Origin of the sequence: Mycobacterium sp. UM_Kg27 (assembly GCF_000972905.1) — a bacterium.
Classification (GTDB): Bacteria; Actinomycetota; Actinomycetes; order Mycobacteriales; family Mycobacteriaceae; genus Mycobacterium.
The window spans coordinates 1-26385 of record NZ_JRMM01000001.1; the positions used below are offsets into that span (position 1 = coordinate 1).

The 26385-nt window shown below is 68.0% G+C and carries 24 protein-coding genes, 1 other RNA gene and 1 pseudogene; 12 read left to right on the forward strand and 14 right to left on the reverse strand.

What is annotated here, in order from left to right:
* Together glnA (LI94_RS00005) and LI94_RS00010 are read left to right on the forward strand one after the other, a co-directional pair.
* On the forward strand, window positions 1-1185 hold a 1185-nt coding region (glnA, locus tag LI94_RS00005; RefSeq protein WP_046299901.1), incomplete at its 5' end, for a type I glutamate--ammonia ligase.
* Window positions 1186-1713: 528 nt separating this feature from the next.
* The gene (locus LI94_RS00010) at window positions 1714-3111 is read left to right on the forward strand and encodes a PE-PPE domain-containing protein (RefSeq protein ID WP_046299902.1); all 1398 of its coding nucleotides are present in this window, start codon (window positions 1714-1716) and stop codon (window positions 3109-3111) included.
* A 13-nt stretch (window positions 3112-3124) separates the two neighbouring features.
* Here LI94_RS00010 and LI94_RS00015 read toward each other — a convergent pair whose 3' ends face one another.
* The 4 genes from LI94_RS00015 to LI94_RS00030 are packed head-to-tail and all read right to left on the reverse strand — an operon-like array spanning window position 3125 to window position 9705.
* Window positions 3125-3772: a PaaI family thioesterase gene (locus tag LI94_RS00015; RefSeq protein WP_046299903.1), complete on the reverse strand. Its 648-nt coding sequence runs from the start codon at window positions 3770-3772 to the stop codon at window positions 3125-3127.
* A gap of 13 nt (window positions 3773-3785) precedes the next feature.
* Window positions 3786-6812, reverse strand: a complete 3027-nt coding sequence (locus tag LI94_RS00020) for a bifunctional [glutamine synthetase] adenylyltransferase/[glutamine synthetase]-adenylyl-L-tyrosine phosphorylase (protein ID WP_046299904.1) — start codon at window positions 6810-6812, stop codon at window positions 3786-3788.
* A 17-nt stretch (window positions 6813-6829) separates the two neighbouring features.
* On the reverse strand, window positions 6830-8170 hold the full coding sequence (gene glnA, locus LI94_RS00025) for a type I glutamate--ammonia ligase (RefSeq protein WP_046299905.1): 1341 nt from the start codon (window positions 8168-8170) through the stop codon (window positions 6830-6832).
* Between the two features lie 20 nt (window positions 8171-8190).
* Complete coding sequence (locus LI94_RS00030; RefSeq protein WP_239651114.1) at window positions 8191-9705, reverse strand: alpha/beta hydrolase; 1515 nt, start codon at window positions 9703-9705, stop codon at window positions 8191-8193.
* A gap of 220 nt (window positions 9706-9925) precedes the next feature.
* Between LI94_RS00030 and panB the strand changes: the two genes are divergently transcribed.
* Both panB and LI94_RS00040 read left to right on the forward strand, forming a co-directional pair.
* On the forward strand, window positions 9926-10765 hold the full coding sequence (gene panB / locus LI94_RS00035) for a 3-methyl-2-oxobutanoate hydroxymethyltransferase (protein ID WP_024440546.1): 840 nt from the start codon (window positions 9926-9928) through the stop codon (window positions 10763-10765).
* A 99-nt stretch (window positions 10766-10864) separates the two neighbouring features.
* Window positions 10865-12268: a CYTH and CHAD domain-containing protein gene (locus LI94_RS00040; protein ID WP_046299907.1), complete on the forward strand. Its 1404-nt coding sequence runs from the start codon at window positions 10865-10867 to the stop codon at window positions 12266-12268.
* 1 nt (window position 12269) lies between these two features.
* On the opposite strand, the gene rnpB is transcribed toward LI94_RS00040, so the two are convergent.
* Window positions 12270-12658: RNase P RNA component class A (gene rnpB, locus LI94_RS21810), an RNA gene on the reverse strand.
* Between the two features lie 79 nt (window positions 12659-12737).
* On the opposite strand from rnpB, the gene LI94_RS00045 reads away from it, so the two are divergent.
* On the forward strand, window positions 12738-13451 hold the full coding sequence (locus LI94_RS00045; protein ID WP_046299908.1) for a 2OG-Fe(II) oxygenase: 714 nt from the start codon (window positions 12738-12740) through the stop codon (window positions 13449-13451).
* Between the two features lie 24 nt (window positions 13452-13475).
* Here the strand turns inward: LI94_RS00045 and LI94_RS00050 are convergent, their stop codons facing one another.
* The gene (locus tag LI94_RS00050) at window positions 13476-14117 is read right to left on the reverse strand and encodes a class I SAM-dependent methyltransferase (RefSeq protein WP_082105617.1); all 642 of its coding nucleotides are present in this window, start codon (window positions 14115-14117) and stop codon (window positions 13476-13478) included.
* Window positions 14114-15073 carry an NAD(P)/FAD-dependent oxidoreductase gene (locus LI94_RS00055; RefSeq protein ID WP_046299909.1) on the reverse strand — a complete coding sequence of 320 codons (960 nt, stop codon included), beginning with the start codon at window positions 15071-15073 and terminating at the stop codon, window positions 14114-14116. The genes LI94_RS00050 and LI94_RS00055 overlap by 4 nt, the downstream gene beginning before the upstream one ends.
* Before the next feature lie 48 nt (window positions 15074-15121).
* Here LI94_RS00055 and LI94_RS00060 point away from each other — a divergent pair, with 48 nt between their 5' ends.
* Complete coding sequence (locus LI94_RS00060) at window positions 15122-15697, forward strand: XRE family transcriptional regulator (RefSeq protein WP_046299910.1); 576 nt, start codon at window positions 15122-15124, stop codon at window positions 15695-15697.
* Between the two features lie 15 nt (window positions 15698-15712).
* Here LI94_RS00060 and LI94_RS00065 read toward each other — a convergent pair whose 3' ends face one another.
* Genes LI94_RS00065 through LI94_RS00075 form a run of 3 tightly spaced genes read right to left on the reverse strand, consistent with a single transcriptional unit; the run spans window position 15713 to window position 18697 of the window.
* The gene (locus tag LI94_RS00065) at window positions 15713-16807 is read right to left on the reverse strand and encodes a bifunctional RNase H/acid phosphatase (protein WP_046299911.1); all 1095 of its coding nucleotides are present in this window, start codon (window positions 16805-16807) and stop codon (window positions 15713-15715) included.
* Window positions 16808-16832: 25 nt separating this feature from the next.
* Window positions 16833-17567, reverse strand: a complete 735-nt coding sequence (locus LI94_RS00070) for a C4-type zinc ribbon domain-containing protein (protein WP_046299912.1) — start codon at window positions 17565-17567, stop codon at window positions 16833-16835.
* Window positions 17564-18697 carry a Nif3-like dinuclear metal center hexameric protein gene (locus LI94_RS00075; RefSeq protein ID WP_046299913.1) on the reverse strand — a complete coding sequence of 378 codons (1134 nt, stop codon included), beginning with the start codon at window positions 18695-18697 and terminating at the stop codon, window positions 17564-17566. The genes LI94_RS00070 and LI94_RS00075 overlap by 4 nt, the downstream gene beginning before the upstream one ends.
* Window positions 18698-18758: 61 nt before the next feature.
* Between LI94_RS00075 and LI94_RS00080 the strand changes: the two genes are divergently transcribed.
* The 4 genes from LI94_RS00080 to LI94_RS00095 are packed head-to-tail and all read left to right on the forward strand — an operon-like array spanning window position 18759 to window position 21660.
* Window positions 18759-19442: an HAD-IA family hydrolase gene (locus tag LI94_RS00080; protein WP_024440555.1), complete on the forward strand. Its 684-nt coding sequence runs from the start codon at window positions 18759-18761 to the stop codon at window positions 19440-19442.
* On the forward strand, window positions 19435-19929 hold the full coding sequence (locus LI94_RS00085; protein ID WP_024440556.1) for a low molecular weight protein-tyrosine-phosphatase: 495 nt from the start codon (window positions 19435-19437) through the stop codon (window positions 19927-19929). The genes LI94_RS00080 and LI94_RS00085 overlap by 8 nt, the downstream gene beginning before the upstream one ends.
* The gene (locus tag LI94_RS00090; protein ID WP_046299914.1) at window positions 19929-20765 is read left to right on the forward strand and encodes an SURF1 family protein; all 837 of its coding nucleotides are present in this window, start codon (window positions 19929-19931) and stop codon (window positions 20763-20765) included. The genes LI94_RS00085 and LI94_RS00090 overlap by 1 nt, the downstream gene beginning before the upstream one ends.
* A gap of 34 nt (window positions 20766-20799) precedes the next feature.
* On the forward strand, window positions 20800-21660 hold the full coding sequence (locus LI94_RS00095; RefSeq protein ID WP_024440558.1) for an LLM class F420-dependent oxidoreductase: 861 nt from the start codon (window positions 20800-20802) through the stop codon (window positions 21658-21660).
* Window positions 21661-21663: 3 nt separating this feature from the next.
* Here the strand turns inward: LI94_RS00095 and fadD8 are convergent, their stop codons facing one another.
* Complete coding sequence (fadD8, locus tag LI94_RS00100; RefSeq protein ID WP_046299915.1) at window positions 21664-23256, reverse strand: fatty-acid--CoA ligase FadD8; 1593 nt, start codon at window positions 23254-23256, stop codon at window positions 21664-21666.
* 76 nt (window positions 23257-23332) lie between these two features.
* On the opposite strand from fadD8, the pseudogene LI94_RS00105 reads away from it, so the two are divergent.
* Window positions 23333-23473: pseudogene (locus tag LI94_RS00105) on the forward strand (ArsR family transcriptional regulator); the annotation flags it as partial.
* Window positions 23474-23542: 69 nt separating this feature from the next.
* Here LI94_RS00105 and LI94_RS22935 read toward each other — a convergent pair.
* A complete protein-coding gene (locus tag LI94_RS22935) occupies window positions 23543-23761 on the reverse strand; it encodes a hypothetical protein (protein WP_152664711.1) in 219 nt (72 codons plus the stop codon).
* A 600-nt stretch (window positions 23762-24361) separates the two neighbouring features.
* Here LI94_RS22935 and LI94_RS00110 point away from each other — a divergent pair.
* Complete coding sequence (locus LI94_RS00110) at window positions 24362-24880, forward strand: hypothetical protein (protein WP_239651112.1); 519 nt, start codon at window positions 24362-24364, stop codon at window positions 24878-24880.
* On the opposite strand, the gene LI94_RS00115 is transcribed toward LI94_RS00110, so the two are convergent.
* Complete coding sequence (locus LI94_RS00115) at window positions 24877-25215, reverse strand: helix-turn-helix transcriptional regulator (RefSeq protein ID WP_024440561.1); 339 nt, start codon at window positions 25213-25215, stop codon at window positions 24877-24879. The two genes, LI94_RS00110 and LI94_RS00115, sit on opposite strands and share 4 nt — an antisense overlap.
* Before the next feature lie 313 nt (window positions 25216-25528).
* Window positions 25529-26368, reverse strand: a complete 840-nt coding sequence (locus LI94_RS00120; RefSeq protein ID WP_024440562.1) for a mycofactocin-coupled SDR family oxidoreductase — start codon at window positions 26366-26368, stop codon at window positions 25529-25531.
* Window positions 26369-26385 lie beyond the last annotated feature (17 nt).

The following is a 26385-nucleotide window of genomic DNA, read 5'->3' on the forward strand; positions in this document are numbered from 1 at the left end:
GCCGCAAAGACGTTGAACCTCAACTTCTTCGTCCACGACCCGTTCACCCGCGAGCCCTACTCCCGCGACCCGCGCAACATCGCCCGCAAAGCCGAGAACTACCTCACCAGCACCGGTATCGCCGACACCGCCTACTTCGGCGCCGAAGCCGAGTTCTACATCTTCGACTCGGTGCGATTCGACTCGCAGATGAACGGCACCTTCTACGAGGTCGACTCGGATTCGGGCTGGTGGAACACCGGCTCGCCGACCGAGGCCGACGGACGGGCCAACCGCGGATACAAGACCCGCCCCAAGGGCGGCTACTTCCCCGTCGCCCCCAACGACCAGTACGTCGACCTTCGCGACACCATGACCACCAACCTGGCCAACGCCGGCTTCACCTTGGAGCGCGGCCACCACGAATGCGGCTCCGGCGGGCAGGCGGAGATCAACTACAAGTTCAACACCCTGCTGCACGCCGCCGACGACGTCATGCTGTTCAAATACATCATCAAGAACACCGCCTGGGCTAACGGCAAGACCGTCACGTTCATGCCCAAGCCCCTGTTCGGCGACAACGGCTCCGGCATGCATGTTCACCTGTCGCTGTGGAAGGCCGGCCAGCCACTGTTCTATGACGAGGCCGGCTACGCCGGACTGTCGGACATTGCCCGGCACTGCATCGGCGGCATCTTGCACCACGCGCCCTCCCTGCTGGCGTTCACCAACCCCACCATCAACTCCTTCAAGCGACTGGTGCCGCACTACGAGGCGCCGATCAACCTGGTCTACAGCCAGCGCAACCGCTCAGCCTGTGTACGCATCCCGATCACCGGCACCAATCCGAAGGCCAAGCGGCTGGAGTTCCGCTGCCCGGACTCCTCCAGCAACCCCTACCTGGCGTTCGCAGCCATGCTGATGGCCGGCATCGACGGCATCAAGAACAAGATCGAACCGGCCGCACCGGTGGACAAGGACCTCTACGAACTGCCGCCGGACGAGGCTGCCAACATCCCGCAGGCCCCCACCACCCTGGCCGAGGTGATGGACAACCTCGAGGCCGACCACGAATACCTCACCGAAGGCGGCGTGTTCACCCCGGACCTCATTGAGAACTGGATCCGCTACAAGCGCGACCACGAGATCACCCCGATCAGCGTGCGGCCGCACCCGTACGAGTTCGCGCTGTACTACGACTGCTGAGTCGGGCTGGCTGGCCTGACTGGCTATCCGCACGACCACACCGACCACCACCGGACGCCTCGGCTGGACCTACGGCACCACCCCACCACAGGTCAACCACGCCCACCACCGGAGAAGAACTCCTCAAAGGCGATCCCGACCCACCCAACAACGAGCACGCCTGACCGCGAATTACCCGCGCAATTCTGTGTATTTGCCGGGAGTTGGCGAAGGCGCACTAGCCTGTCCCGAAAGAGCCGGGACAGCATGGATGCCGATTGCGTCGATTGCCGAAAGCTGCTCACGGACAGGGGATTTGATTCCCACACCGCGCACCCCGCAGGGTCACCAGCCGACCCACCGCGACCCCGCCGATTCCGCCACAGACCTTTGCCGGGGCGGGTCTACCCGCCAAGAGAGATGCGCCGGTAACGGCCGTTACCAACCACCAAAACATGTGATTGAACTTAGAACTGATCCGTTGTAATTTATCGCGAGATCAGTAATCTTCCACCGAAACGGGCCTGATTTCCATGAAAGGAACCGCCCATGGCTGACCGTAGATTGCTCCCGCTGGCCCTCGCGCCGCTGCTGATCGCCAGTCCCGCCCTACCCGCGAGTGTGGCGGCCCAAGGACTCAAGTCGGTCTCCGCACAGGTGGTCCTGCTCGACACCGAGGCGTGGGGCATGGGCGGCAGTGGTATGCCGATCCCCAGCCAAGCAGTCATCGACGCCGTCACCTCGCGCTACCTCACGCCCTCCCCGCCGATCTTCCCCGGCCAGCCGATCTTCCCGTTCGACTCGGTTCATCCCCTCTTCACCCCGGAGGGCCTGTATCCGATCACCGGTACCAAGTCTCTGGTACTCGACCAGTCCCTGGCACAGGGTGTGCAAATCTTGGACGCCACCATCAAGGAGCGGCTCGCCTTGGGCCACGACCTCGTCGTGGTCGGCGCCTCGCAGAGCGCAACGCTGGCCGGACTGGAGATGCGCAATCTGCTGGCGCTGCCGGCTGATCAGATCCCGACGTCCGATCAGCTCTCGTTCGTGCTGTTGGTCGATCCCAGCAACCCCAACGGAGGTCTGCTCTCCCGCTTCGGAGACCCGAGCCTGCCGCCGTTGACCGTTCCCAGTATGGGCGTGACGTTCAGCGGGGCTACCCCGTCGGAAACCCCGTGGGACACCGCTATGTACAACATGGAATACGACGGCTTCTCGGACTTCCCGCGTTACCCGCTCAACTTCCTGTCCGTTCTCAACGCGGTCATGGGGATCGCTTTCGTGCACAGCACCATCCCCAATCTGTCCGACGAGCAGATCGCCCAGGCCGTCCTGATGCCGGTGTCGGACGGCTACGGCGGCAACACCGATTACTTCATGATCCCCACCGAGAATCTGCCGTTGCTGGAGCCGCTGCGTTTCCTGCCGATCCTGGGCGACCCGCTGGCCGATCTGCTGCAGCCGGCGCTACGCGTGTTGGTCAACCTGGGCTACGGCAACATCGATCACGGCTGGGACCCGGGTCCGGCCGACCTGTCGACACCATTCGGGGTGTTCCCGGACCTCGATCTGGGCGAGGTCCTCACGGCGCTGGGTGACGGGGTTCAGCAGGGCTGGCAGGACTTCATCAGCGGTCTTGGCTCGCTACCGAGCCTGCCCGAAGCCTTGGCAAGCAGCGCGGATGCCCTCGGCGGCTTCGCCGATGTGGTCAACGACTTCTCCGCGGGCCTGGCACGGGGCTATGCGGCCCTGCTGCCGATCGCCGATCTGGTCAATGCCCTGCTGACCACACTTCCGGCCTACAACGTCAGCCTGTTCGCGCAGGAGATCGCCTCTGGCGACTTACTCGATGCCCTGATGATGCCGCTCGCCGCTGACGTCGGCTTGATCACCACCGGACTCGGAATCGGCGCCTTGAGCCTGGCGTCGGCGTTTATCTCCTTCTGACCGCCGTCGCGGGTCACTCGACTCCGTCGCGGGCCCAGGACGGTGTGATGAAGACCCCGTCGGCCTCCACGGTGATCCCGTTGGCGTCCGAGATGTAGCCGCGGGCATAGGTTTTCACGCCTTCCCTGCGGTAGATGGAGGCTTCGGCGTGCAACGGCCCCAGGGGCGTTCCGCGCAGATACTTCACCGTGATCGTGCCGGTGTAGCGCGGCTTGGTCAGGCCATCGCTGGCCGCCTCACCGAGCACATGGTCGAGGACCAGCGCGCTCACCCCGCCGTGGACCAGCGACGGCGGGCCCTCGTAGGCGGTTCCCAGGTGAAAGTCGCTCCAGCAGTGGCCGTTCTCCCCGTGCTGGATCACCAGCGGCGGAGCGATCGGGTTACGCAGGCCCACCACGGCATTGCCCCACGCCAGCGGCCGCCCCTCGACGACATAGCGCAGTCCCGGTGACTCGCTGAGGGTTCCGCCGCGCAGCTGCTCGGTCAGCTGCTGCACCTGGGCGGTCACCTCACGGGTCGTCGCGTCGTCGGCCTGGGTGCGGATCGTGGCGTCAATCAGGTCGCGGACCGCCTGGGCCAGCGGTCCGTAGCGCTGCGACAGCTGATCGCTCTCGTCGACGCTGATCGTCGGCACGTTCGAGTGAGCCCTGAAATCCACCACGCCAGACCCTCCTTCAGTCTCCGAACACCTTGCGCGCGACGACCTTCGCGCGCCGTGTCACCCGGAGGTAGTTGTCCAAGAACTCACCGCCGTCGCCGCCGGGCCAGCCGGCGGCCACCGCCACCGCGTTCAGCGCGCGGCCCGGCCCGGGCAGTTGGTCGGTCGGTTTGCCACGGACCAGCACCAGCGCGTTGCGGGCACGGGTGGCGGTCAGCCAGGCCTGCCGGAGCCGGTCCACCTCGTCCTCTTCGAGCAGCCCGGCAGCGGCGATGGCATCCAGGGTTTCCAGCGTAGAGGTGTTGTGCAGCGCCGGAACACGGTGGGCGTGGCGCAACTGCAGCAGCTGCACGGTCCACTCGACGTCGGCCAGACCGCCCCGACCCAGTTTGGTGTGCGTATTGGGGTCGGCGCCGCGCGGCAGTCGTTCGGCGTCGACACGCGCCTTGACCCGTCGAATCTCCCGCACCGCGTCGGTGGACACGCCCCCGGGCGGATAGCGGGTGGCGTCGACCATCCGCAGGAACCGGTCACCCAGCTCCGCGTCACCGGCGACGCAGTGCGCCCGCAGCAGCGCCTGGATCTCCCACGGCTGCGCCCACTGGTCGTAGTAGGCCGCGTAGGAGGCCAGCGTGCGCACCGGCGGCCCATTGCGGCCCTCCGGGCGCAGATTGATGTCGACCTGCAGTGGCGGATCGGCGCTGACGGTGCCCAGCAGCGCCCGGACCTGCTCGGCGATCGACGTGGCCCACCGCACCGCGTCGGCGTCACTCACGCCCGGCACGTTCTCGTTGGCCTCGCAGACGAACATGACGTCGGCATCCGAGCCGTAGCCCAGTTCGCGCCCGCCGAGTCGGCCCATCCCGATCACCGCGATCTTCGCCGGTGCCTGCTGCGCGTCTGTGTCGGGCGAGCCGGACAGGTTGACCCGGATGATCGCGTCCAAAGCGGCCTGCAACACCGCTACCCACACCGCGGTCAGTGCCCGACAGACATCGATGACGTCCAGCATGCCCAGCAGGTCCGCCGAGGCGATGCGGGCCAGTTCGTGGCGCCGCAGACTGCGGGCCGACGCGATCGCGCGCACCGGGTCGGGGTAGCGGCCGGCCGAGGCGATCAGCGCCCGCGACACCGCATCCGAGTCGGTGTCGAGCAGCTTGGGGCCGGTCGGTCCGTCGCCGTAGGCCTGGATGACGTCGGGTGAGCGCATCAACAGTTCCGGGATGTAGGCCGAGGTGCCCAGCACCCGCATCAGCCGCTTGGCCACCGCGCTGCTGTCGCGCAGGGTGCTCAGATACCAGCGCTGCTGCGCCATCGCCTCGCTGAGCCGCCGGTAGGCCAACAGCCCGGCGTCGGGGTTGGGCGTGTCCGACAGCCAATACAGCAGGGTGGGCAGCAGCACCGCCTGGACCCGACCCCGGCGACCACTCTCGTTGGTCAGCGCACCCAGGTGGGTCAGTGCGTTGTGCGGCGCCTCGTAACCGAGTGCCGCCAGCTGCCGTTCCGCGGCACCGGGAGTCAACCCACCGGCCAGTTCCAGTCCCGCTGGGCCGACAGCCTCCAGCAATGGCTGGTAGAAGAGCTTGGCGTGTAGCCGCGACACCCGCCGGTTCTGGGCCTTGAGCTCTGCACGAAGGACGCCCAGGGCATCATGACGGCCGTCCGGGCGGACATGGGCGGAGCGGGCCAGCCAGCGCAGCGCCTCGTCGTCGTCGGGCGGCGGGAGCATGTGGGTGCGCTTGAGCCGCTGCAGCTGCAGGCGGTGTTCCAGGAGTCGCAGGAACTCATAGGAGGCGGTGAGGTCGGCGGAATCCTCCCGGCCGATGTAGCCGCCGGCACCCAAGGCCGCCAGCGCATCGACCGTGGAGGCCACATGCAATGACTCATCACTGCGGCCGTGCACCAGCTGCAGCAGCTGCACGGCGAACTCCACATCGCGCAGTCCCCCGGAGCCCAGCTTGATCTCGCGGGTCCGGATCTCGGCGGGCACCAGCTGCGCCACCCGGCGGCGCATCGCCTGCACGTCGGTGACGAAATCCTCACGCTCGCATGCGGTCCAGACCATCGGCAGCAACGCGTCGATGTAGGCCCGGCCCAATTCGGCGTCGCCGACCGCCGCGCGCGCCTTGAGCAGCGCTTGGAACTCCCAGGTCTTGGCCCACCGTTGGTAGTAGGCGACGTGCGATTCCAGGGTTCGCACCAGCGCGCCGTGCCGGCCCTCGGGCCGCAGGCCGGCGTCCACTTCGAAGAACGCCTCCCCGGCCACCCGCATCAACTCACCGGCGACTCGCGTGCTCACCGTGTCGGCTTCTTCGGCGACGAAGATGACGTCCACGTCGCTGACGTAATTCAACTCCCGCGCACCGCATTTGCCCATGGCGATGACGGCGATCCGCGGCACGTCGGCACCGGCATCGGGGCCGCAGATCTGCAGTTCGGCCACCTGCAGCGCGGCCGCCAACGCGGCGTCGGCCAGGTCGGCCAGATGCTCGCCGACCGGCACGAAGGGGAGGACGGGCAGGTTCTCGACGGTGGGCGCCAGGTCTATCGACGCCAACACCAGCATCCGGTCGCGATACAGCGACCGCAGCCGGTCGATGTAGGTGCCGTCCGTGGTTGCCGCAACGCAGTCGGTGAACATCGCGCGCAGTTCGGCCGCTGACGGCAGCGTGATCGTGTAGTCGTCGGAGTCGACCGGGCTGGCCAGCAACTTCCAGGTCTCGGGATGGGTGATCAGGTGATCCCCCAGCGTCAGTGAGGATCCCAGTACCGCGAACAGCCGCCCGCGAAGTCCCCGGTCGGTCATGAGCGCTGCGCTCAGCTCGGCCCAGTCGATACCCGGTGCTTCGGACAGCCGGACCAGGGTGCGCAGCGCGACATCAGCGTCGGGAGCGCGCGACAGCGCCCAGAGCACGTCGACGTGCGGTTGGGTGTATGCGCTGTACCAACCCAGTGCGGTCAGGTCGGCTGCGGCGTACCGGTCGACCAGACCGAGGCGCCCGACGCTGGGCAGCTTGCGGCGCTGAGCTCCGGGATAGGCCATGAGGCTTTGGGAGGCTGCTACAGCGACAGGTAGTTCTGCAGCTCGTAGGGGGTCACGTGGCTGCGGTAGTTCGCCCACTCCTGGCGCTTGTTACGCAGGAAGAAATCGAAGACCTGCTCCCCCAACGCTTCCGCGACCAGCTCGGAGTTCTCCATCTCGCTCAGCGCGCGCTCCAGGGTGCCGGGCAGTTCCTTGTAGCCCATCGCCCGGCGCTCCTCGGGAGTCAGCGCCCAGACGTTGTCCTCGGCTTCGGGACCGAGCTCGTAACCCTGCTCCACCCCACGCAGGCCGGCGGCCAACAGCACCGCGAAGGCCAGGTAGGGGTTGCATGCCGAGTCCGGGCTGCGTACCTCGATGCGCCGCGACGACGTCTTGTGCGGGCTGTACATCGGGACCCGCACCAGGGCCGAGCGGTTGGAGGCGCCCCAGGACGCCGCGGTGGGTGCTTCCCCGCCGTGGATCAGGCGCTTGTAGGAGTTCACCCACTGATTGGTGACGGCGCTGATCTCGTTGGCGTGCTCGAGAATTCCGGCGATGAACGACTTGGCGGTGGCCGACAGCTGCAGCGGGTCGTCGGGGCTGTGGAAGGCGTTGACTTCGCCCTCGAACAGACTCATATGGGTGTGCATGGCCGAACCGGCGTGCTCGCGGAACGGCTTGGGCATGAACGACGCCCGGACGCCTTCCTTGAGCGCGATCTCCTTGATCAGGTAGCGGAACGTCATCACGTTGTCGGCCATGGACAGCGCGTCGGCGTAGCGCAGGTCGATCTCCTGCTGCCCCGGAGCGTTCTCGTGATGGCTGTACTCCACCGAGATGCCCATCGACTCCAGCGCATCGATCGCGTGTCGGCGGAAGTTGGCGGCCGAACCATGGATCGACTGGTCGAAGTAGCCGGCGTCGTCGGCCGGAACCGGGGTGCTCCCGTCGTAGGGACCGGGCTCCAGCAGGAAGAATTCGATCTCGGGGTGCACGTAGCAGGCGAAACCCAGTTCCCCGGCCTTGGCCAGCTGCCGGCGCAACACATGACGCGACGACGCCCAGGCCGGCGAACCGTCGGGCATGGTGATGTCGCAGAACATCCGCGCCGAGTACTGCCGGCCGGTGTCAGACACCCATGGCAGCAGCTGGAAGGTCGACGGATCCGGGTGGGCGACCATGTCGGATTCGAAGACCCGGGCGAAGCCCTCGATCGCCGAGCCGTCGAAGCCAACGCCTTCGTCGAAGGCGCCCTCGAGCTCTGCCGGGGCGATCGCGACTGATTTCAGATAACCGAGTACATCGGTGAACCAGAGCCGGACGAAACGGATGTCGCGTTCCTCCAGCGTGCGGAGCACAAACTCCTTCTGACGGTCCATACCGCGAAGCGTATCAGCGCTCAGCACTTCGCATCGGTTGGCGGCAACGTGCCGTCGACCAAGTACCGCGCGGCGAACCGATCCACGCATTCGTTGCCCTGGAATACGACCGTGTGCTGGGTTCCGTTGAACGTCAGCAGACCCCCGCCCAGCTGCTTGGCCAGGTCCACACCGGCTTGGTACGGAGTGGCCGGGTCACGGGTCGTGGAGACCACCATCGTCGGCGGCAGGTCCGGCACCGAGAGGGTATGCGGCTCGGAGGTCGGGGGCACTGGCCAGAAGGCGCAGGTGCCCAGCGGGGCGTCGCCGGTGAACTTCCCGTAGCTCATGAATGGCGCCACCTCGCGGGAACGCCGGTCTTCGTCAATTACCTTGGCGCGGTCGGTGATCGGCGGCTGGTCGACGCAGTTGACCGCGACCCGGGCATCCGTGGCGTTGGTGTAGTGACCGTTGGCGTCGCGGCGCATGTACAGGTCGGCCAGGCTCAGCATGATGTCGCCCCGGCCGCCGGCCAGATCGGACAGGCCGTCGTTGAGGTGCGTCCAGAACGTCGGCGAATACAGCGCCATGATGGTGCCGACGATCGCGTCGCTGTAGCTCAGACCGCGCGGGTCCTTGGTCTTGGCGGGCTTGTCCACCAGCGGGTCGACCAGACTGTGGTAGACGTCGACGGCTTTGGCCGGGTCGGTGCCCAGCGGGCAGTCATCCTCTTTGGCGCAGTCGGCGGCGAAGTCGTCGAACGCGCCCTGGAAGGCCTCCGCCTGGCGCAGGTCCTCTTCGATCGGGTCGGCATTGGGGTCCACCGCGCCGTCCAGAATCATCGCGCGCACGTTCTGGGGGTAGGCCTCGGCGTAGGCGGCGCCGATCCGGGTGCCGTAGGAATAGCCGAGGTAGGTCAGCTTGTCATCACCCAATCCGGCGCGGATCGCGTCGAGGTCGCGGGCGACGTTGACGGTACCGACGTTGGCCAGGAATTCCTTACCGGTCTTGTCCAGGCAGCGTTCGACGTATTCCTTGGTCTCGTTCTCGATGCGCGCCACACCCTCGGGGCTGTAGTCGACCTGGTTCAGCGCCCGCAGCCGGTCGTTCTCCTTGTCGGAGTTGCACCACACCGCCGGCCGTGATGACGCCACCCCGCGCGGGTCGAACCCGACCAGATCGAATTGCTCACGGACCTGACGCGGCAGCGAGCCGACCAGGCCCACCGCGGTTTCGATTCCGGACTCCCCCGGCCCGCCCGGGTTGATCACCAGCGAGCCGATCTTGTCCTTGGTGGCCGGGAATCGGATCATGGCCAGCCGGGCGACGGCGCCCTGCGGCTTGGAGTAGTCCACCGGAACACCGATGAACCCGCACTGGGCGTCGGCGGGCACTTTGATGTTGGTATCGGCGGTGAACCGGCACTTGTCCCACTGGACCGGTTGACCGACTCGCGGCACGGCCAACAGCGCGTGGCCCGGGACCATTCGGGTGCAGCTGCCGACGGTGAATGCCACCATCGCTATCGCGAAGCAGGTCAGGGCGGTGCGCGTCATCCCATTGCGGCGCGTCGGCGAGCTCATGACACCACATGGTGCCATGCACGCCGGTGCAAGCCCGGCCACCTGCTGCGCTGCGCGTGTGGCGGTGTGAGGAAATCCACTGCAGCGGGAGGTTCAGCTGTGCGGCCACAGATGGCACACTGGGCATGTCAGACGACCCGGGGACCCGAGTTATGGGCTTCGAGGATCGACCCGAACAATTCGAGGGACAACGATGTCTGAGCACGTTTATGGCTCTTCGCCTGATCCTGTCCGCGTCGCACCGAAGACCCGCGTTCATCATCTGCTGCAGATGAAAAACGAGGGCCGCAAATGGGGGATGCTGACCGCCTACGACTACTCCTCGGCTCGCGTCTTCGACGACGCCGGAATCCCGGTGCTGCTGGTCGGCGACTCGGCGGCCAATGTGGTCTACGGCTACGACAGCACGGTTCCGGTCACCATCGACGAGCTGATCCCGCTGGTGCGCGCGGTGGTGCGCGGCGCCCCGCATGCGCTGGTGGTCGCCGACCTGCCGTTCGGCTCCTACGAAGGCGGGCCGGCGGCGGCATTGGCCACCGCTACCCGGTTCATGAAGGAGGGTGGCGCGCACGCGGTCAAACTGGAGGGCGGCGAGCGGGTGGCCGACCAGATCGCGACGCTGTCCGCGGCCGGCATCCCGGTGATGGCGCATATCGGGTTCACCCCGCAGAGCGTCAACACCCTGGGCGGTTTCCGGGTGCAGGGGCGCGGTGACGCTGCCGAGCAGACCGTTCACGACGCGATCGCGGTGGCCGAAGCAGGTGCGTTCGCGGTGGTGATGGAGATGGTGCCCGCCGAGTTGGCCACCCAGATCACCGGCAAGCTGACCATTCCCACCGTCGGGATCGGCGCCGGACCCAACTGCGACGCCCAGGTTCTGGTGTGGCAGGACATGGCCGGGATGACCACCGGCAAAACCGCCCGATTCGTCAAGCGCTTCGGCGACGTGGGCGGCGAGTTGCGCCGCGCCGCAGAGCAGTACGCCGCCGAGGTGGCGGCGGGCACTTTCCCGGCCGAGGAGCACTGCTTCTAGAACGCCATGTTCATGCGGCGGTTCCAGCGTCGCCTCGCCTCCGGCGAGCCTCGCTAAACCGCCGTGTCCGGGCGGTCCGGATGTGACAGGCTGAATGCCGTGTCTGCAACCGACCCGAGCACCTCTCGGCTTCGTGAGGTGGAGCGCAAGTTCGACGTTGACGCAGCGGCGATCTCGCCGTCCTTCGACGGCATCGCCGGGGTCGCCCAGGTTGAGCAGCTGCCGGCACAAGACCTTGCGGCCGTGTACTTCGATACACCCGGACACGACCTGGCGGCCCGGCGAGTCACGTTGCGCCGGCGTACCGGAGGTCCCGACGCCGGCTGGCACCTGAAACTTCCTGCCGGGCCGGACACCCGCACCGAGGTGCGCGCGCCCCTGGGCCCGGAGGTCCCGGACGAACTGCTCGACGTGGTGCGGGCGATCGTGCGGGATAGGCCGCTGGCACCGGTGGCCCGAATCCGTACCGCCCGCGGTGTGGTGGTGCTGCGCGACGAACAGGGCGAGGTGCTGGCCGAGTTCTGCGACGACCAGGTCACCGCGTCGGCCGGCGATGACGGCGAACAGCACTGGCGGGAATGGGAACTGGAACTGGGCAGCGGGGACCTCAAGCTGCTGGACCGGCTGAGTAACCGGCTGCGCGACACCGGAGCCAGGCCGGCCGGCTACGGCTCCAAACTGGCCAGGGTGCTCGGCGCGCCGGCGGTGCCCGCGCACCCGACCGACCGTCTGCATCGGGCGCTGGCCGAGCAGATCGAGCAGTTGCTGGTGTGGGATCGCGCAGTGCGCGCCGACGCCGACGACTCCATTCATCAGATGCGGGTGACGATCCGGCGGATCCGCAGCCTGTTGCAGGGCGAGGAGGCTGCCCACGCGCCGCTGCTCGATGAACTGCAGGAACTGGGATCGGTCCTCGGTGTCGCCCGCGACGCGGAGGTCCTGGCCCAGCGCTATCAGCAGGCACTCGATGAGCTGACCCCAGAACTGGTCCGCGGGCCGGTGGGCGAACGGCTGGTCGGCGGTTCGCTGCGTCGCTACCAGACGGGACGACGCCGCAGCCTGGCCGCGCTGCGCTCCCCGCGGTATTTCCGGCTGCTCGACGGCCTCGACGATCTGGTCAGCGCGCCGGCCGCCGAGCGGTACGCCACGGTAGACGTCGCCTACCGGCGGCTGCGCAAGGCGGTGAAGGCTGCCAAGAAGGCCGCCGACCGCGACGCGGCACTGCACCGGATCCGCAAGGCCGCCAAGCGACTGCGCTACGCCGCCGCGGCAGCGAATAAGAAGAAGATCGCCAAGCGGGCGAAGACGATTCAGAGCGTGCTCGGCGACCACCAGGACAGCGTGGTCAGCCGGAAAAATCTGCTGCAACAGGCCGATGCCGCGGCGGCTGCCGGCGAGGACACCTTCACTTACGGACTGCTGTATGCCCGCGAGGCAGACCTTGCCGCGCGGAGTCGGGCGGCGTTGCGGCCCGCGCTGCGCAAGCTGAAGCGGGCGATGTAGGCGGACGAGTTGGCCTGTAAGCCGGATTCTGTCCCGCACCGCCGAAGCGATGCGGCGGCGACCATCCATCTGGGCACACCGTCGCCGGGTACCTCAAGCGGCCTACCCGCAGATTCGGGCGAGCAGCCCTCAAACACCTGCGCGACCGCACCGAAATGCGGCCTTCTTGGCCTTGCTTCGGGTGGGGTTTACCGAGCCGTCCCGGTCACCCGGAACGCTGGTGCGCTCTTACCGCACCGTTTCACCCTTACCACCTTGCGGTGGCGGTCTGTTTTCTGTGGCACTGTCCCGCGAGTCACCTCGGATTGCTGTTAGCAATCACCCTGCTCTGTGAAGTCCGGACTTTCCTCGACCCGCTTTTACGCGTGCCGCGGCCGCCCGGCCAACTCGTCCGCGCTGATCACCGTACCGGCAAGCCTGGGCGCAGACCAGCCGGCATCACCCCGCACGGCTGGCGCACACTCTAGGGATGACGACACGCTGGGAGCGGCGGGTGGGTGCCGGCGACTGGGACGCCGTGGCCGCCGAGCTCGACGAGTGCGGCGGCGCGCTGCTGCCCCGGCTGCTGACGGTCACCGAGGCCGCGCGGTTGCGGCGTTGCTACGCCGACGACGAGCGCTTCCGCGCCACCGTCGACATGCAGCGTCATCGCTACGGGTCCGGGCAGTACCGGTATTTCGCGGCACCGGCACCTGCACCCGTCGATGCGCTGAAGCGGGCCCTGTATCCGCATCTGGTGCCGATCGCCCGGGACTGGGCTACCCGGCTGGGCCGCGCGACGCCGTGGCCTGACGATTTCGACGAGTGGCTGGAGCAGTGCCACCGTGCCGGCCAGACCAAACCGACCGCCCTGATGTTGCACTACGGCCCGGGTGACTGGAATGCCCTGCACCGGGACCTCTACGGCGAGTTGGTGTTTCCGCTACAGGTGGTGATCAACCTCAGCGATCCGGCCGCCGACTACACCGGGGGTGAGTTCCTGCTGGTCAAGCAGCGCCCGCGTGCGCAGTCTCGCGGCGTGGCCGTGCAGTTGCCGCAGGGGCACGGCTACGTGTTCACCACCCGCGATCGGCCGGTGCGCTCCACCCGCGGCTGGTCCACGGCGCCGGTGCGCCACGGCGTCTCGCCGATCCGCTCCGGTGAGCGCTACACACTGGGGCTGATCTTTCACGACGCCGCTTGAGAGACGCCGCTTGAAAGACGCCGCTTAACGCGTGGGACCGGTGCGCCGCAGCATGATCACGTTGTCGGTCAGCACGCCGGTCTGGCCGTCGGGTCCGACCGCGTCGCGCTCGGCAGTCCCGAGCCGCAGCAGCTCCCACCGCGCGTCATCGAGTCGAAGCCCGGCCAGTACCTCTTCGGCCGTGGCGAAGTGATGCTCGTGCACGTGCTGGCCGGCCCACGGCGGCGCGGCGGCATGGTCCACTATCAGTAGTCGCCCGCCCACCGCCACGGCGTCAGCCGCCCGGCGCAGCACTGCTTCGCGTTCCAGTGGCACCGGCGAGTGCAGGAACTGCGCCGACACCAGGTCGAATCGGCCGGCGGGGAAGCTGGTGGACAGGTCGTGGCGCTCGAAGCGGATGCGCGAGATCACCTGGCGCTCTTGAGCAGCGGCGCAGGCCCGTTCCAGCGCGTTGGCCGAGACATCGACCGCCACCACCTGCCAGCCGTCTTCGGCCAGCCAGATCGCGTCGGCGCCCTCACCGCAGCCCAGATCCAGTGCCCGGCCCGGCGCCAGATCCGCGGTGATCTCGGCGAGCTGGACGTTGACCCGTCCGCTCCACACCGGATCATTGCCACCGTAGAACTCGTCCCAGAATTCGCGCGGGTCGCGCACGGCGTCGGTCATCGGTCTGTGTTCCTTCCGTTCATGACTGGCGGCAACGGCAATCCGTAGTCGTCGGCGGCCAGGCTCTGCACCACCGCCGCCGCGGCGCGGGAGCCCGCCGCGATCGCAGCGGCCACCTGTGGCATCTCCCCCGCCAGATCCCCCGCGGCGAACACCCCGGGAATCGAGGTGCGGCACAACGGATCGACACCGACCGGGTCATGCGCCACGGGACCAGGCTCCGCGACTGCCACACCGAGGCGCTCAGCCAGCTGATCGCGCTGCCGCAGGGCCGCCGCGACCAGAAGTCCGCGCCTGGGCAACCGATCACCGTCAGCGAACACCACCGCCGACAGCTCACCGTCCTGAGCGTCCAGCGCTGCCACCGGCCGCTCGTCGACCCGGACGCCGGCTTTGGCCAGTCGGGTGCGCTCGTCCGCGTCGAGCTCGGTCGGACCGTTCGTGAGAACCACGATGTCGTCGCTCCAGCACCGCAGCAGCAGCGCTAAGTGAACGGCCCGGGCACCGTCGGCCAGCACCGCCAACGGAAGATCCCGCACTTCCCAGCCGTGGCAGAACGGGCAGTGAAACACCGAACGGCCCCAGAGCTGCGCGATGCCGGGGAGATCCGGTGGCAGGTAGGCCATTCCGGTGGCCAGCAGCACACGGCGTGTTCGTTCTAGGCGACCGCCGAGTAGTCGCACCAGGAACTCGCCATCGACGCTTTCGATGTCTACCACTTCACCGGCGCGGATCTGCACACCGTAGGAGGCGAGTTCGTCGCGGCCGAACCGATAGAGCTCGACCGGCGGGCGGCCGTCATGGCCCAGCAGGCCGCCGATTCCGTGCGCGCTGCGGTTGCTCTGCTGGCCCGCGTCGATCAGCAGGGTATTACGCCGGGCGCGGCCCAACACCAGACCGGCGCTGAGTCCGGCCGCGCCGCCGCCCACCACGATGCAATCCCAGATTTCGCTCATGCTTCCGAGCTTGCAGGCCCACGTCAGGGACTGGCAAGCTAATTTGCTATGCAGGCAAATGCTGAGGAAAGCGGCGTCGATCTACGGGTGCGGCGTCGATTGCGTGAGCTACGTACCCAGCAGGGGCTGACCCTCGAGGACGTGGCGACGCGCGCCGGTATCGACGTCTCGACATTGAGCAGGCTGGAATCGGGCAAGCGACGCCTGGCATTGGACCATCTGCCCCGGCTGGCCGAGGCACTGTCGGTCAGCACCGACGAGTTGCTGCGCGCGCCGCAACACCAGGACCCGCGAGTGCGTGGTACCTCGCACAGCCACAACGGCATCACCTATTGGCCGCTGACCCGGCACGGCCCGGCCGGGGGTCTGCACGCCTTCAAGATCCGGGTCGGCATGCGCCGCCGACGGCCCACCGAATTGCCGGTGCACGAAGGCCACGAGTGGCTGTACATGTTGTCCGGTCGCATCCGGTTGGTGCTGGGCGACGACGATTTCCTGATCGGACCCGGTGAGGCGGTCGAATTCTCGACCTGGACACCGCATTGGTTCGGCGCCGTCGACGGTCCAGCCGAGGCCATCGTGATCTTCGGAACCCACGGCGAGCGCGTGCACCTGCACGGCTGACGGGCGGGCCGGCGGCTACAGGTAGGCCGTCTGATTCACCAGCCGCACCGACGCGGGCCCGTCACGAAAGAACTCGGCGATGCTCAGCGATGCCAGGTCCAGGTGCAGCCGGTACAAGATCGCTGGGCCGGCATCGAGCGCCAGACGCAGCACCGTCTTGATCGGTGTCACGTGTGACACCACCAGCACGGTGGTGCCGGCATGGTCGGCGACGATTCGGTCGCGCGCGGCCTGCACCCGCTGCTGTACGGCGTCGAAGCTCTCCCCGCCGGGGGGCTGGGTAGCGGTGTCCTTGAGCCAGCGCCGGTGCAGTTCGGGGTCGCGTTCGGCGGCCTCGGCGAAGGTCAGCCCCTCCCAGGCACCGAAGTCGGTTTCGGTCAGGTCCTCATCGATGGTCACGTCCAACCGCAGCAGTCGCGCCGCCGCCTCGGCGGTGTCGCGGCAGCGTTGCAGCGGCGAGCTGATGACCGCGGCGATGCCGCCGTGCCGGGCCAGGTAGCGCGCGGCCGCATCGGCCTGTTGCCGGCCGGTGTCGGTCAGCGGCGGGTTGCCGCGTCCGGAGTAGCGCCGATTCACCGACAGTTCGGTCTGCCCGTGCCGCAGCAACAGCAGCCGAGTCGCGGTGCCCGTCGCGCCGGTCCAGCCGGGAGCTGTCGGGGCAGGCGCGGGCGCCGTCGCCACCGGCTTCGGTGCCGGGCTGTCGATTCCGGCAGCGGCATCCATGGCCTCGTTGGCCAGCCGGTCAGCATGGGAGTTCTTCTCCCGCGGAATCCAGGTGTAGCGGACATGGTCGAACTTCGACGCCAGCTCGCGGGCCTGCCGATGCAGCGTGATCAGGTCCGGATTTTTGACCTTCCACCGGCCGGCCATCTGTTCGACCACCAGCTTGGAGTCCATGAACACCCCGACCTCGGCGGCGCCCAGCCGGGCCGCCTCGGTCAACCCCGCGACCAGGCCCCGGTATTCGGCAACGTTGTTGGTGGCAACACCGATGGACTCGTTGGCCTCGGCGAGCAGCGAGGAGCGATCGGCCGACCACACCACCGCCCCGTAGCCGGCCGGGCCCGGATTCCCGCGCGATCCACCGTCGGCTTCAACTACGACTTTCATCCCCCCACCTTCACCGGCCAGCGCGCTAACCGAAGTCTTTGACCCGCAGCAGGATCGCGCTGCACTCGGGGCACCGCAACACCTCCTCGGGGGCCGCTGCGGAGATCCGGGCCAGCTCACCGCGGTCGATCTCGATCCGGCAGGCGCCGCACTGTCCCCCGCGCAACGGTCCGGCACCGACCCCACCGGACGCCCGCTGCCGTTCATAGAGTGCCAACAACTCGGCGTCAATCGTGGCGGCCAACTCGTCGCGGGTGGCCGCGCGCTGCCCACTGGTGGTCTCGATCTCGGCCAGCGCGGTGTCCACCGCCTCCTGTAACCGGGCCAGATCAGCGGCCAGGCCTTCGATCACGGCCGCTTCCGCGTTCGTCTGGGTCTGCAGTTGCTCACGCTGCTCCATCAACTCCAGCAGCGAGTCCTCCAAGCTGGACTGGCGCTTCTGCAGTGTCTCGAGCTCATGCTGCAGGTCGACCACCTGCTTGGGGCTGGCCTGCCCGGAGTCCAGCAGGGCGCGGTCGCGGTCCTCGCGCTGGCGCACCGCGTCGATCTCCGACTCGAAACGACCGGCTTGGGCGTCCAAGTCCTCCAGGGCCAACTCCAGCGCGGCTAGCCGGTCGGCGGCCGCGGTGTGCTCGGCCTGGAGACGCTCGCGGTCCTGCTGCTCGGGAAGATTCTTGGCGCGGTGCGCGTTCCGGGCCAGCTCGGCATCCAGCTCCAACAATTCCAGCAACGAACGTTGTTGAGCTACAGCAGCCTTCATGACCGGTCTCCTTCATGCGCGAGATTCCAGGGGTCGGTGCGCAGCGTGCTGACACGCACCGGCAGCGTCGCACCGAAATGGGAGCGGAGTATATCGGCCGCCTGCCCGCACCACGGGTATTCACTGGCCCAGTGGGCCACGTCGACCAGCGCCATCGCAGACCGTCGGGAATGCTCGTCAGCCGGATGGTGACGCAGGTCGGCGGTGACGTACACCTGAGCGTCGGCGGCGGCCGCCGCATCGAGCAGGGAATCGCCGGCGCCGCCGCAGACCGCCACCCGCGAGACCCGCAAGTCAGGGTCTCCCGAGGCGCGCACACCCCAGGAGGTGGCCGGCAGCCCCGCAGCGACGCGGGCGACGAACGCGCTCAACGGCTCCGGGGTCGCCAGGCTACCCACCCGGCCGATCCCGACTCCGGCGGGCAGCGGCTGCACCGTAAAGATGTCGAACGCCGGTTCTTCGTAGGGATGGGCAGCCAGCAGCGCCGCGTGAATCGCCCCACGGGCCCGCGCCGGCGCCACCACTTCGATCCGGTCCTCGGGAACGCGCTCGACCTCACCCACTCGTCCGATCGACGGCGTCGCGCCGTCGCCGGGCAGGAACTGGCCGGTGCCCGGCACACTCCAACTGCACTGCGCGTAGTCACCGATATGACCCGCGCCGGCCGCGAACACCGCGGCCCGGACCGCCTCGGCGTGCTCTGCGGGGGTGTAGATCACCCATTTGTCGGTGTCGGGTTTGCCGGCGGCCGGGTCGAGCACGGACTCCACCGTCAGCCCGAGTGCCGCTGCCAGCGCGTCGGAGACCCCGGGCGCGGCGGCGTCGGCATTGGTGTGAGCGGTGAACAGCGCCCGACCGGTCCGGATCAACCGGTGGATCAGCGAGCCCTTGGGGGTGCTGGCCGCCACGGTGTCCACCCCGCGCAGCAGCAGCGGATGGTGGGCCAGCAGCAGACCGCCGTCGGGCACCTCGTCGACCACCGCCGAGGTGGCGTCGACCGCGATCGTCACCGAACTCACCGGGTCGCCGGGGTCACCGCAGACCAGCCCGACCGAGTCCCAGGAGTGGGCCAGCCCGGGCGGGTAGGCCGCATCCAGTACGTCAATGACGTCAGCCAACCGCGCGGTCACACTGCAAGACAGTAGTGCGCCACCCGGCGAGCTCTCCGCGCACGTCGGGGACAATGGGACCGTGACGCGCACGAGCACCGCCGCCGCCGAATTGGTCATCTTCGACCTCGACGGCACCTTGACCGACTCCGCGGCCGGGATCGTCGCCAGCTTCCGGCACGCGCTGGAGCACATCGGTGCGCCGATTCCCGAGGGGGATCTGGCTGCGCGGCTGGTCGGGCCGCCGATGCACCACACGCTGGCCGCGATGGGCCTCGGCGAGCACACCGAAGCCGCGGTCGCCGCCTACCGCGCCGACTACACCAGCCGCGGATGGCAGATGAACACCATGTTCGACGGCATCGCCGCGCTGCTGCGCGACCTGCGGGCCGCCGGGGTTCGGCTGGCCGTGGCCACCTCCAAGGTGGAGCCGACCGCGCGCAAGATCCTCGCGCATTTCGGGCTCGACGGCTATTTCGAGGTGGTCGCCGGCGCCAGTGTCGACGGCTCCCGGGCCGCGAAGTCCGACGTGGTGGCCCACGCGCTGGCTCAGCTGGCGCCGCTGCCCGCGCGGGTGCTGATGGTGGGCGATCGGCGCCACGATGTCGACGGTGCGGCCGCGCACGGTATCGACACGGTGCTGGTCGGCTGGGGCTACGGCCAGACCGACTATGCCGAGACCGCCGATGCCGGTCTGGATTCCCCCGACGGTCCCCTCGCCCGCGTGCAGACCGTCACCGAACTACGGGAGGTACTCGGTGTCTGAGCCGATGCTGCATGTCACGTTCGTCTGCACCGGCAACATCTGCCGCTCGCCGATGGCCGAGAAGATGTTCGCCCACCAGCTCGCGCAGCGTGGACTGGGCGGCACCGTGCGGGTGACCAGCGCCGGGACGGCGGACTGGCACGTGGGCAAGGGCGCCGACGAGCGCACCAACCGGGTGCTGCGCGACAACGGCTATCCGGTGGAGCACCGTGCCGCCCAGGTCGGACCCGAGCATGAGGCCGCGGACCTGGTGGTGGCGCTGGGACGCAACCATGTCGGGCTGCTGCGGGGGCTGGGTATTCCGGCCGAGCGGATCCGGATGCTGCGGTCCTTCGACCCACGTTCAGGAGCCGCCGTGCCCGACGTCGACGACCCCTACTACGGCGGTCATGACGACTTCGTGCAGGCGTTCACCGTCATCGCGGCAGCCCTGCCGGGCCTGCACGCCTGGGTCGACGGGCAGCTGGCGTTGGGCGAGAGCGGCTGATGCGCCGCCTGGCCTTCCTGTTGCGCCCGAGCTGGCTGGCTCTGGCGGCGGTGGTGCTGGGCTTCGCCTACCTGTGTTTCACCGTGCTGGCGCCGTGGCAACTGGGCAAGAACACCACCACCTCTCGCGCGAACAGCCAACTCGAACACGCACTGACCGCCGAGCCCGTGCCGGTGAGCACGCTGCTGCCGCACCAGGATTCGTTTGCGCCGGACGAGCAGTGGCGGCCGGTGACCGCCACCGGGCACTATCTGGCCGACAAGCAGGTGCTGGTGCGGTTGCGGTCTATCGACGGAGTGCCCGCGGTGGAGGTACTGGCACCGTTCACGGTCAAAGGCGGGCCGACCGTGTTGGTGAATCGCGGCTTCGTGCGCACCGACGACGGCGGTTCGCGGCTACCGGACATTGCGGCACCGCCTGCCGCCGAGGTCACCATCACCGCGCGGCTGCGCGACTCCCAGGGCGCCATACCGGGCAAGAACCCGTTCACCGAGAACGGGTTTCGCCAGGTGTACTCGATCAACACCGAACAGGTCGCGGAGGTGACCGGCGTCGAGCTGACCGGGTCCTACCTGCAGCTTGTCGAAGACCAGCCCGGTGGCTTGGGTGTGATCGCGCTGCCGCGCCGGGATGCCGGCCCGTTCCTGTCCTACGGCATTCAGTGGATCGCGTTCGGAATCCTGGCGCCAATAGGTCTGGGGTACTTCGCGTTCGCCGAGCTGCGGGCACGCCGGGCGGAGCGCGCCGCGACACAACCCGAGGCGGGCGAGGACGAGCCCGCGCCGCCGATGACCGTCGAGCAGAAGCTCGCCGACCGATACGGCCGGCGCCGGTAGGCCTCCGACCGCGCTGTGCCATCCTGGGGCCATGGTGAACATTTCCGGTGTCGGGATCTGGAGTGCGCCGCTGCGCTACGGCGATCAGGGCGAGGCCGCCGAGGCGGCCGCCGAATTAGAGGAACTGGGTTTCGGGGTGCTGTGGATACCCGACGTCGGCGGTCCGGTGTTCGACGCGGTGGCCAACCTGCTGGCGGCCACCCGCAACGCAATCATCGCCACCGGCATCCTAAACCTGTGGATGCATAGCCCGGCCGACGTCGCGGCGTCCTACGCTGCGCTGACCGCGGCACACGGTGATCGGTTCCTGCTCGGCATCGGGGTCAGCCACGCCCCGCTGATCGACGCCGGCGATCCGGGGCGCTACCGCCGCCCGCTGCGCGCCATGAGCGAGTTTCTCGACGGGCTCGACGCCGCCGACGCGCCGGTGCCGGTCGAGTCGCGGGTGCTCGCGGCACTGGGCCCCAAAATGCTCGACTTGGCCGGCGCCCGTAGCCGCGGCGCCCACCCCTACCTGACCACCCCCGAGCACACCCGGTTCGCCCGCGAGCAGCTGGGCGACGGGCCGTTGCTGCTGCCCGAGCAGACCGCGATCCTGTGCGCCAGCCGCGACGAGGCACGCGCGATCGGCACCAAGTGGCTGAGCTCCTATTTGGCGCTGCCCAACTACGCCAACAACCTGCTGCGGTCCGGCTTCTCCGAGGACGACATCGCCGGCGTCAGCGATCGGCTTTTCGACGCGATCATCGCCTGGGGATCCCCGGAGTCCGTGCTCAGCCGGGTCGCCGAGCACCAGGCCGCCGGGGCCGACCACGTCTGCGTCCAGCTGCTGGATGCGGACCCGCGGGCCTTCCCGCGGGAGCAGTGGCGGCAGCTGGCCGCAGCGCTGCGCTGAACCTCAGCCGACGGAACGGTCCGCGCCGGACCAGAACTGGGCGCGCACCGCCTTCTTGTCCGGCTTGCCCAACGCCGTCACCGGCACCGATTCTGCGACGATCACCTGCTTGGGCGACTGGACCGAACCCTTACGTTCCTTGACCGCGGACTGGATCTCGGCGGTCATCGTGGCTACCGCATCGGCATCGCTGGCCGCACCCGGACGCAGCACCACCACCGCGGTTACGGCCTCACCCCACTTCTCGTCGGGGGTGCCGATCACGCACACCTGGGCCACCGACGGGTGCTCGGCGATAACGTCCTCGACCTCGCGGGGGAACACATTGAAACCGCCAGTGACGATCATGTCCTTGGTGCGGTCGACGATGAAGTAGAAGCCGTCTTCATCCTCGCGGGCCAGGTCGCCGGTGTGCATCCAGCCGTCCCTGAAGGTTTCGGCGGTGGCCTCCGGAAGCTTCCAATAGCCGCCGGACAGCAGGGGCCCGGACACGCAGATCTCGCCGACCTCACCCTGGGGCACCGGGTTGCCGTCGTCGTCCAGCAGCGCGACCCGGGCGAACAGGGTGGGGCGCCCGCAGGAGGTGAGCCGCTTCTGGTCGTGGTCCCCCTTGGCCAGGTAGGTGATCACCATCGGCGCCTCGGACTGGCCGTAGTACTGGGCGAAGATCGGCCCGAACCGGTCGATGGCCTCCTGCAGCCGGACCGGGTTCATCGCCGAGGCGCCGTAGTACACCGTCTCGAGTGACGACAGGTCGCGGGTGTGCGAGTCCGGGTGATCCATCAGCGCGTAGATCATCGACGGCACCAGCATGGTGGCGGTGATCTTCTGCTCCTCGATCACCCGCAGCACCTCGGCCGGGTCGAATTTGGTCAGCACCACCAATTGGCCGCCCTTGATGATCGTCGGCACGAAGAACGCCGCGCCGGCGTGCGAAAGCGGGGTGCACATCAAGAACTTGGGGTGCTCCGGCCATTCCCACTCGGCGAGCTGCGTGGTGGTCATCGCGGTGATGGACGACACGGTGCCGATGACGCCCTTGGGCTTACCGGTGGTCCCGCCGGTGTAGGTGAGACCGCCGATGTGGTCGGGGGCAAGGTCGGAGGCCGCTAGGGGCTGCGGGTCGTACTTGGCCGCCTCCGCGGCGAGATCGACGGCCTTGCCCTCCAGCTCCGCGGGCACCGGCCCGATGGTCAGCACCTGGCGCAACGTCGGCACCTTCTCCAGCAGGCCGAGGGCGCGCTCCACGAAGGCCGGTGTGGGGTCGATGATCAGCGTGCTGACCTCGGCGTCGGCCAGCACGTAGGCGTGGTCGTCCAGCGACCCCAGCGGGTGCAGGGCCGTGCGCCGGTATCCCCGGATCTGCCCGGCGCCGATGATCATCAGCACCTCGGGACGGTTCAGCGACAACAGCCCGGTCGCGTCAGCTCCGAGTTCCTCGAACGCCTGGATGTATTGGCTGATGCGCTCGGCGAGCTGACCCCCGGTCAAGGTGGTGTCACCGAGGAACAGCACCGGCTTGTCCCTGTTGCGCTTGAGGGCGCCCACGGTGAGATGCCCGGAGTGAATGGGCTGGCGCAGTGACTGCGTCGACATCGAGTTACCTCCGCTAGAGCGCTGAAAACTTGCCCGCTGGACATTACCGACCGCCCCATCGGCCGCTGGGACGAGCCGGGAGATGTCGGTCAACGAACTCGCCGAGCACGTCGGCAAGCCGGCGCCATCGGCGTCACAACACCCGGTGAAACTGCGGATGGCGCGGCTGGTGCGCACCCGCCGCGAGGGCACCACGATTTGCGACAGCATGGAGAGCAGCGCGCCATTGAAAGAAGATGAGCCACCCATGTCGCACTGAGCGCTCCGCAGAGCTCCGGGCAGCGCTTTAGGCCGAGAGCACGATCAGCAGGGCGATGACACCGATCAGCACCAGCAGTGCCGCCCACAGCGTCGCGCGTACGCCGGGCGGCTTGGCGGAGCGGCCAGATGGTGTCAGCTGCGGGCTGGTCGACGGCGACACTCCCCATTGGCCGGTCGGTGCCCGGTCAGGTGGAACGGGCGGCGACGGTGGAGTGGGTTCGTCCGGTGTCGGAGAGGTTGTCATGCTCACCGCATTGACGGTCTGCCGCGGTGTCAAACAACTGGTGGGCGCGGACGGTATCGAACCGCCGACCGCTGGTGTGTAAAACATCCGGAAACCGTGGAATGGCGTCTCACCCCGTCTCATTCGAGCAGGTCAAGCCACTTTCCACGTCCCATAGAGTCTCTGTCATCACCCCCTGTTGCAGCGTGTCGGAGCCCACTGGGAACCCACTGGCTTGGCGGATGTGGGCTCCTGGGGCACTTCGGCCGGACGCGACGTCAGCAAACTCCAGGACGCCAGCAAACCGGCCACCGATTTGTGCATACCCCAACTTGTTCGCGCGGGTGCGGTCGAGCCTGCGTCGGCACGATGACGAGTTCCATACGCACTCCCCCGACACGGAACGCGGCAATCCGTGGTCGACTGCTGTCCCGTTCCGCATGCCTCATTGTGTGGCGCACCACGGCCCTTATGCCACTGCCCTACCGATTACGTCGGGGGGCCGCCGCGGACATAGATATGGGCGAACGAATCGGGTGGCTTCCGCTGACCGCCGGCAGCAGACTGGCCGACGTCTCGGCCGTACATAGGGGTGTCGTCGGCAGGTGATGAGATGAAACGGTGAGTCGCCACAAACCGCCTCGGGAAGCCGCGCCGACGGTGGAGCCCCTGTCGTCGGATGCCACGCACACGGTGGCGTTCTTCAAGCGGCACCGCGACGACGACGCGACGCAGAGCTCGCCCGGTTTGGATGCGCTGTTGGGATTCCCCTCGAACGTTCGGGCACGCCTGCTCGCGACCTTGGCCGCCGTGGCGAAGGCGCCGCCGAAGCGGTTTGCCGGAGGTGGGCAATGGGAGGCGTTGCACGCAGACATGACCGGCTATTTCGAGGCGCGTGTCACCTCAAAAACGCCGAACGGCAAGTGGCACTACCGGCTGTTCTGCCTTCTCGACTACGACGGAGCGAGGACAACCTTGCCGTTGCTTACGGTGACCGACGGTGCAGCAAAGCCGTACCGCACGACCCTGTCCGATAAGCGTTACGCCGAGGTGCGGGCGCTGGGAGACGAGTACCTGCGGCGCAAACCGAGGTCGCTCGCCACCGACGACGACATCCGCGCCGCGAAGGGAGTGAACTAGGCGCAGGCCCGCATGGGTGCGGTGATACGGGTGCGCTCGTCCTCCGACATCGGCGTGAGTGTCACCTTCATGCCTAGCGCTGCTGCGACCTCGGCGATGGTGCTGAGCGTGGGGTTCACCGACTCCGACGACAGCAGTCGCCGCACGGTGCTCGGGTCAGCGCCGATCGCTCGAGCCAGTGCCGCCTTACTGAGCTTTTCCGTCCCTCGCGCCTCGTCGAGCGCGTTGATGATCGAATCGATCGCCTCGATCCGGGCCGACTCGGCGGCGTACGCACGGGCGAACTCGGGGTCGTTACCCTCGATCTCAAGCAACGTGCTGAACACGTCGTTCATGGGGATCACCTCTCTTTCGGCCGTGCGACAGACAACCGAAAGCGTAACATAAATGCCACGCTTCGGCCAGGGTGCGGAAGGGTTGAACCGCCGGTCGGGGTGGTGTCAACCTTCAAGCACGGGCGAAGGCGCGAACAGGACGTCGGCATCCTTCCAGGACTCCTCCGTTTTGTTCTTGGTCAGCCCTGTTTACGCCGATAATCCCCAGACTAGTCACCGGAGGCAACGGCTACGGACGCCGGAACAACCGCCGAGAACGCCTAACGATGTCGTGCGCCGCGTGGCGGGCAGAACGATGCGCCGTTTCGGACCGTTACTTGAGCATGCTGCCGGCGTCGACGGTGACGGGCAAGCCGGTGATGTAGCGGGATTCGTCGGAGGCCAGGAACAGCACGGCGTTGCTGATGTCGACCGGTTCGACCCAGCCGATGGGCAGGGTGTGCATGAACTGAGCCGCCACTGCGAGATCATCCGGGCCCGGGTTCTCCAGGTCCGGACGGAACAGTTTCATGGTGCCCTCGTTCATGAACATCGGAGTGTTCACGTTGGTGGGGCAAACCGCGTTGACGCGGATGAAATGCTGGCCGAGTTCGACGGCGAAGGTGCGCATCAGGCCGATCACGCCGTGCTTGGCGGCGATGTAGTGACCGGTGTTGGGGTAGGGCTTCAGACCGCCGACCGAGCTGGTCATGATGATCGATCCGCCGTTTCCACCGGCGATCAGATGTGGCACAGCGGCTTTGACGGTCTTCCAGACGCCGGAGAGGTTGACGCCGATCATGTCGTCCCAGTCGGATTCGCTGGTCTTGTCCAGCGTTTCGCCGCCGTTGCCGATGCCGGCGTTGGCGACGACGATGTCGAGTCGCCCGAGTTGCTCGACGCCGTTGTCGAGTGCCGCCTTGAGCGTGTCGTAATCGCGGACGTCGACCTGGGCGGTGACGATCCGGCGGCCGAGGTTCTTGACCAGGTCCACGGTCTGGGCGAGGTCGTCGGGATTGGACGGCGCGATCTGGCTGTCCGGGGTGATGGGGCCGCAGATGTCGACCGCGATGATGTCGGCGCCTTCCTCGGCCAGCCGGACCGCGTGGCTCCGCCCCTGCCCTCGGGCGGCGCCGGTGACGAAGGCAACCTTGCCTGCTACGCGTCCACTCACGGAATACCTCGATTCTC

Bases quoted from the DNA above. Each gene is read 5' to 3' on its own strand.
- LI94_RS00010 (WP_046299902.1), top strand. From the start codon at position 1,714: ATGGCTGACCGTAGATTGCTCCCGCTGGCCCTCGCGCCGCTGCTGATC.
- LI94_RS00020 (WP_046299904.1), bottom strand. From the start codon at position 6,812: ATGGCCTATCCCGGAGCTCAGCGCCGCAAGCTGCCCAGCGTCGGGCGC.
- glnA (WP_046299905.1), bottom strand. From the start codon at position 8,170: ATGGACCGTCAGAAGGAGTTTGTGCTCCGCACGCTGGAGGAACGCGAC.
- LI94_RS00030 (WP_239651114.1), bottom strand. From the start codon at position 9,705: ATGACGCGCACCGCCCTGACCTGCTTCGCGATAGCGATGGTGGCATTC.
- panB (WP_024440546.1), top strand. From the start codon at position 9,926: ATGTCTGAGCACGTTTATGGCTCTTCGCCTGATCCTGTCCGCGTCGCA.
- LI94_RS00045 (WP_046299908.1), top strand. From the start codon at position 12,738: ATGACGACACGCTGGGAGCGGCGGGTGGGTGCCGGCGACTGGGACGCC.
- LI94_RS00050 (WP_082105617.1), bottom strand. From the start codon at position 14,117: ATGACCGACGCCGTGCGCGACCCGCGCGAATTCTGGGACGAGTTCTAC.
- LI94_RS00055 (WP_046299909.1), bottom strand. From the start codon at position 15,073: ATGAGCGAAATCTGGGATTGCATCGTGGTGGGCGGCGGCGCGGCCGGA.
- LI94_RS00060 (WP_046299910.1), top strand. From the start codon at position 15,122: ATGCAGGCAAATGCTGAGGAAAGCGGCGTCGATCTACGGGTGCGGCGT.
- LI94_RS00065 (WP_046299911.1), bottom strand. From the start codon at position 16,807: ATGAAAGTCGTAGTTGAAGCCGACGGTGGATCGCGCGGGAATCCGGGC.
- LI94_RS00070 (WP_046299912.1), bottom strand. From the start codon at position 17,567: ATGAAGGCTGCTGTAGCTCAACAACGTTCGTTGCTGGAATTGTTGGAG.
- LI94_RS00090 (WP_046299914.1), top strand. From the start codon at position 19,929: ATGCGCCGCCTGGCCTTCCTGTTGCGCCCGAGCTGGCTGGCTCTGGCG.
- fadD8 (WP_046299915.1), bottom strand. From the start codon at position 23,256: ATGTCGACGCAGTCACTGCGCCAGCCCATTCACTCCGGGCATCTCACC.
- LI94_RS22935 (WP_152664711.1), bottom strand. From the start codon at position 23,761: ATGACAACCTCTCCGACACCGGACGAACCCACTCCACCGTCGCCGCCC.
- LI94_RS00115 (WP_024440561.1), bottom strand. From the start codon at position 25,215: ATGAACGACGTGTTCAGCACGTTGCTTGAGATCGAGGGTAACGACCCC.